Consider the following 5256-nt stretch of genomic DNA (forward strand, 5'->3'; position numbering starts at 1 on the left):
CTGGAAAACGTGTCTGCAGACGAGATGGCCCGCATCATCGAACGCCTGCGCCAGCCGGCCTTCCAGGGCGAGGACAATCGCCGCTATGCGTTCAACATTGCGCCGGTGCCCGCTTCCAACACGCTGCTGATCCGCGGCGACGCCGAGGCCGTGCGCGATATCATCGCGCTTGTGCGCCGGGTGGATGCGGTCAGCCGGTCCAACCAGAGCTTCCGCGTCATTCCGCTCAATCATGCCGATGGCGCTTCGCTCCTGCCCATCCTTGAGCAGGTCTCGCAGAGCCTTGCGCCTGCCGACAGTGAAGGCAGCGCGCCGCGTCAGGCTTCCATCGCCCACCACGCGCCCACCAACTCGGTCGTGGTCAACGCTGACCCGGACCAGCTGCGCGAGCTGGAGCTGGTCATCCGGCAGCTGGACGTGCGCCGCCCGCAAGTGCTGGTCGAGGCGATCATCGTGGAAATCTCCGACCAGACCGCGCGCGATCTGGGCTTGCAACTGCTGCTGTCCGGCAATGCAGGAAGTGCCACGCCCTTCCTGTCCACGCGCTTCGGGGCCTCACCGGACCTTCTGGCCGTTGCCGGGGCAGCGACCGTTCAGGGCGATAGCGAGGCTGCCGACACGGTGCGCGAAGCGGCCCTGCAGTCCATCCTGCGGGCGAGCGGCGCGCTGGTTGGCGTTGGTGGCCAGAATTCCAATGGCGCGATTTTCGGTGCGATCCTGAATGCGCTGGAGGCCGATACAAGCTCCAATATCCTCTCCAAGCCGTCCATCCTGACACTCGACAACGAGGAAGCCTCCATCATTGTCGGCCAGCAGATTCCGATCACCACTGGCGAGGTTCTGGGCGCAGCCAATACCAATCCGTTCCGCACGATCGAGCGTCAGGATGTGGGCGTGCAATTGCGCGTCCAGCCGCAGATCAGCGATGGCGACACGATCCGCCTCAACCTGCGCCAGGAAGTGTCGTCCGTGGCCGGGCCGGTGGGTCAGGACTTCTCCGAGCTGATCACCAATAACCGCGCCATCGAGACGACGGTGCTGGCCGATAATGGCGAGATCATCGTGCTGGGCGGTCTGATCGAGCGCGACGAGCAGGTGGCCGATAGCGGCGTGCCAGGCTTGCGGCGCATTCCGGTTCTGGGCCGTGCCTTCAGCAATGAGGGCCGGTCTGACCGGCGCACCAATCTCGTAGTGTTCATCCGTCCGACCATCGTGCGCAGCGCGGCGGACATGCGTAATCTGGCGCTGGAGGCCTACACAAATGCGTCGGCCGAGCAGCGTCAGGCCACCAATGGCCGCAGCTCCAGCCTCGAAGAGATCGTCAGCATGATGATGGACGCGCCGGCCACCGCTCCCGCGCCCGGAGAATAGCGAGCCTTCATGTCCGCCCTGCTGACATACAGCTTTGCCCGCGAACGCGGGATCGCCTTCCAGCCCGGGGCGGAGCCGCTCTTCCTGCTGCGCGAGGGGGCGGATGCGTCCGGCCTCGCCGAGGCGATCCGGGTCGCAGGCGTGATGGCTCCTGTCCGCACGCTGGCAGCTGGCGCCTATGACCGCGTGCTTTCGGAAATCTATGCTGCCAGCGCCATTGAAGGCGCAGGCGGCGCAGCAGACGACCCGGACAGCCTGTCGCGCCTGATCGATGACATGCCGGAAGCCGAGGACCTGCTGGCATCGGACTCAGAAGCGCCGGTCATCCGTCTGATCAACGGGCTTGTTGCCGACGCGATCCGCGCCGGGGCGTCCGACATCCATGTGGAGCCGTTCGAGGACCGCGTATCGGTTCGCTTCCGGCTGGACGGGGTTCTGGAAGAACGCGTCAGCCTGCCGCCGCATCTCGCTCCATCTATCGTCTCCCGCCTGAAGGTCATGGCACGGCTCGACATTGCCGAGCGGCGCGTACCGCAGGACGGGCGGGTGACGCTGACACTTGCGGGCCGGGGCGTGGACGTGCGCGTCTCAACCTTGCCGTCGCGCCATGGCGAACGGGTGGTGATGCGCCTTCTGGAAAAGAACAGCGCGCTGATGTCCATCGATGCGCTGGGCATGCCGGAGCGAGTGCGCGACGGCCTGCGCCGGGCATTGTCCCAGCCTAATGGCATTATCCTCGTCACCGGCCCTACCGGATCGGGCAAGACCACGACGCTCTATGCCGGCCTTTCCGAGCTGAACGACCAGACCCGCAACATTCTCACTGTCGAGGACCCGGTTGAATATGCCGTGGACGGCATCGGCCAGACGCAGGTCAATGCCAAGGTCGGCATGACGTTTGCTGCGGGCCTGCGCGCCATCCTGCGTCAGGACCCCGATATCGTGATGGTCGGCGAGATCCGCGATGGCGAGACCGCCCGCATTGCCGTGCAGGCGAGCCTGACCGGGCATCTGGTGCTCTCCACCGTGCACACCAATTCGGCGGCTGCCGCGATAGCGCGCCTGAAGGATATGGGGATTGAAAGCTATCTCCTGGCCAGCACGCTGAGTGCCGTGCTCGCCCAGAGGCTGGTCCGGCGTCTGTGCCCGCATTGCCGTGAGCCCTATGAGGCAAGCGAGCGCGAGCGGGCGCTGGCCGGGGTTTCCGGTCCGATGATGCTCTATGCCCCGCGCGGATGTGATGCCTGCCACCAGACCGGATATTCGGGCCGTCAGGGCGTCTACGAGATCATCGAGATGGATGAGGCATTGCGGTCCCTGATCCACGATCAGGCCCGTGAGGCGGATATTGCCCGCCACGCCTTCCGCAATGGAGGCGGCCTCTTCGAGGCGGGTCTGATGCTCGCCCGCTCCGGCGAGACGACCCTGGCGGAAGTCTTGCGGGTCTGCCGCGAGGAGGGCGAGCGCGATGCCCGCATTTGAGTATCGCGCCCTTGATGCTGACGGCCGCCGCACGCGGGGCATCATCTCGGCAGCCTCTGGCGCGGCCGCGCGCGCCGAGCTGCGCCGGCGCCGTCTTTCACCCCTCAGCGTCGACCGGGCGGGAACCGAAAGCCGTTCTTCAGGCCGGTTTTCATCGCTGCGTGCCGCCACTGTTTCCCGGTCTATGCCCGCCTCTGCGCGCCTGCTCATGACGCGCCAGCTTGCGACCCTTACCGGCGCGGGCCTGCCGCTCGCCGAGGCGCTCAACATCGTCGCCTCGCAGACCAGTCATGTCGCTTCGCGGCGCATCATCATCGCCTTGCGCGAACGGGTGCTCGAGGGCGAGCGCCTGTCGACAGCGATGCAAGGCTTTGCGGCCAGCTTTCCACCCGTCTACCGGGCGATGGTCGCCGCCGGGGAGAGCTCCGGCGCGCTGGGCACGGTGCTCGACCGGCTGGCGGTGTATCTGGAAAAGTCTGCAGCGCTATCGCGCAAGGTGATGACGGCGCTCATCTATCCGTGTGCGCTCGCCGTTACGGCGATGGCCGTGATTGCCGTGCTTATGGTCGCCATTGTGCCCCGGCTGGCCGAGCAGTTCGACACGATGAGCATCACGCTGCCTGCACTGACGCGGGCCATGATCGCGCTCTCATCCTTCCTGCAGACAGGCTGGCCGTGGCTGCTGGCGGGCATTTTCGCTGCCATTGTGGGCGTGCGCCTTCTGGCGCGGCGTCCGGCGGTCAAGGCGCGTCTCGACGCGTTGAGCCTCTCGGTGCCGGTGCTTGGCGGTTTCCTGCGCAAGGTGGAGGCGGCCCGCTTTGCCCGCACGCTCAGCGTTCTTCTGGCCGCCGGCACGGTTCTGCCCGATGCTCTTCGTGCCGCCCGGCGGGCGACGACCAATACCCGCATTGCCACAGCGCTGGACGGTGTGGTCAGCGAGGTGGAAGGCGGAAAACCCTTGTCGTCCGCCCTTGAAGGTGCGCGCTTCCTGCCAGCCCTGACGCTCCACATGATCGCGGCGGGTGAACGCTCTGCAGCGCTGGAGACCATGCTGCCGCGCGCAGCAGACCAACTTGATGGCGAGCTGGAAGCGGCCAGCGCGACGGCACTCAGCCTGCTGGAGCCAGCCATCATCATCATCATGGGGGCGCTCGTCGCCCTCATCGTGCTCTCCATCCTGCTTCCCATCCTCCAGCTGAACACGCTGGCCCTGAACTGAACGCCAAGGAGGTATTGCCATGGCAAAGCGCCGCCAAAACCGGTCCGAAGACGGCTTCACCCTGGTAGAGATCATGGTCGTGGTCGTGATCATCGGGCTTCTCGCCACGGTCGTGGTGCTGAACGTGCTGCCCAGCCAGGACCGGGCGCGCATCGAGAAGGCGCGCGCCGATATCGGCCGCATCGAACAGGCCGTCGAAATGTTCCGCCTCGACATGGGCCGCTATCCCACCACGGATGAGGGGCTTGAGGTCTTGGTCACCGCACCGGCCGACCCGCGCCTCGCCGCACGCTTTCCCGAAGGCGGCTATATCAACCGCCTGCCGGAAGACCCCTGGGCCGGCCAGTACCAGTACATGGCCCCCGGCGAGCATGGCCGTTTCGACGTGTGGACGCTGGGCGCAGACGGTCGGCCGGGCGGCGAGGGCAATGATGCCGATATCGGAAACTGGGACGCGTGATGCAGACGCCTGCCCGGACAATGCGTGATGACGGGTTTTCACTCGTCGAGGTGATGGTGGTCATCGCCATCATCGCGCTTGTCTCGGTGACGGCGGTGACGCAGATCACGCCGCCGCGCAGTGCGCTCGAGACCGAAGCGGCAGACCTTGTCCTCCGGCTGGAAAGTGCGCGCCGTCATGCCTTGGCGAGTGGCCAGCCCATCGGCTTCTCGATTGATGATGATGGCGCTGGCTATGCCTTCATGGACCTGCACAGCGAGGGCTGGCGTGTCCGTCATGGTGACCGCAGGCTTGGCGCCACAAGGCTTGAGGGCGATGTCCGCCTGCGGCTTGCGAATGGTCTCGCTCTCGCCAGCCGGTCGCTGGAGAGCGTGGTTGCCCCTGATATCTGGTTTGACCCCTCCGGCAGTGAGCCGCCCATTGGCCTCGTGCTGGATGGCGGCGGCGCGTCCATCATCATCTCTGTCTCCAGCCATGCACAGGTGGAGGCCGGCGATGCGCGCTGAGGCCGGGTTTTCCCTTGTCGAGATGCTGGCGGCGCTGACAGTTCTGGCGATTGCGGGGCTCGCCCTCGTTCAGGCGCTGACGCAGTCGGCGCGCGCCGGGATCATGACCGAGGAACGCACGCTGGCGGCACTGGCGGCGGAAAATGTCATGGCGGACTGGCAGCTTGACCGCACGGGCACTCCAAGGGCGGCGCAGGGCTCCTATGCCTTTGCGGGGC

Annotated in this window: 6 protein-coding genes; all 6 read left to right on the plus strand. The window is 66.3% G+C overall.

Annotation, left to right across the window (positions count from 1 at the left end):
- A partial coding sequence (gene gspD, locus ACTS2Z_RS13835; RefSeq protein WP_442573787.1) for a type II secretion system secretin GspD occupies positions 1 to 1371 on the plus strand: 1371 nt, incomplete at its 5' end.
- 9 nt (positions 1372 to 1380) lie between these two features.
- Positions 1381 to 2853: a type II secretion system ATPase GspE gene (gene gspE / locus ACTS2Z_RS13840; RefSeq protein ID WP_442573788.1), complete on the plus strand. Its 1473-nt coding sequence runs from the start codon at positions 1381 to 1383 to the stop codon at positions 2851 to 2853.
- Positions 2840 to 4072, plus strand: coding sequence for a type II secretion system inner membrane protein GspF (gspF, locus tag ACTS2Z_RS13845; protein ID WP_442573789.1), 1233 nt, complete (start codon positions 2840 to 2842; stop codon positions 4070 to 4072). Before gspE ends, gspF begins: the two co-directional genes overlap by 14 nt.
- 19 nt (positions 4073 to 4091) lie before the next feature.
- A complete protein-coding gene (gene gspG / locus ACTS2Z_RS13850) occupies positions 4092 to 4532 on the plus strand; it encodes a type II secretion system major pseudopilin GspG (RefSeq protein WP_442573790.1) in 441 nt (146 codons plus the stop codon).
- Entirely contained in the window at positions 4532 to 5038 is a 507-nt protein-coding gene (locus ACTS2Z_RS13855; RefSeq protein ID WP_442573791.1) for a GspH/FimT family pseudopilin, read from the plus strand. The genes gspG and ACTS2Z_RS13855 overlap by 1 nt, the downstream gene beginning before the upstream one ends.
- The coding region (locus tag ACTS2Z_RS13860; RefSeq protein WP_442573792.1) for a type IV pilus modification PilV family protein at positions 5028 to 5256 on the plus strand (229 nt) is incomplete at its 3' end. The genes ACTS2Z_RS13855 and ACTS2Z_RS13860, both read left to right, overlap by 11 nt.

Source organism: Glycocaulis sp., from assembly GCF_052168375.1.
Taxonomy (GTDB): Bacteria; Pseudomonadota; Alphaproteobacteria; order Caulobacterales; family Maricaulaceae; genus Glycocaulis.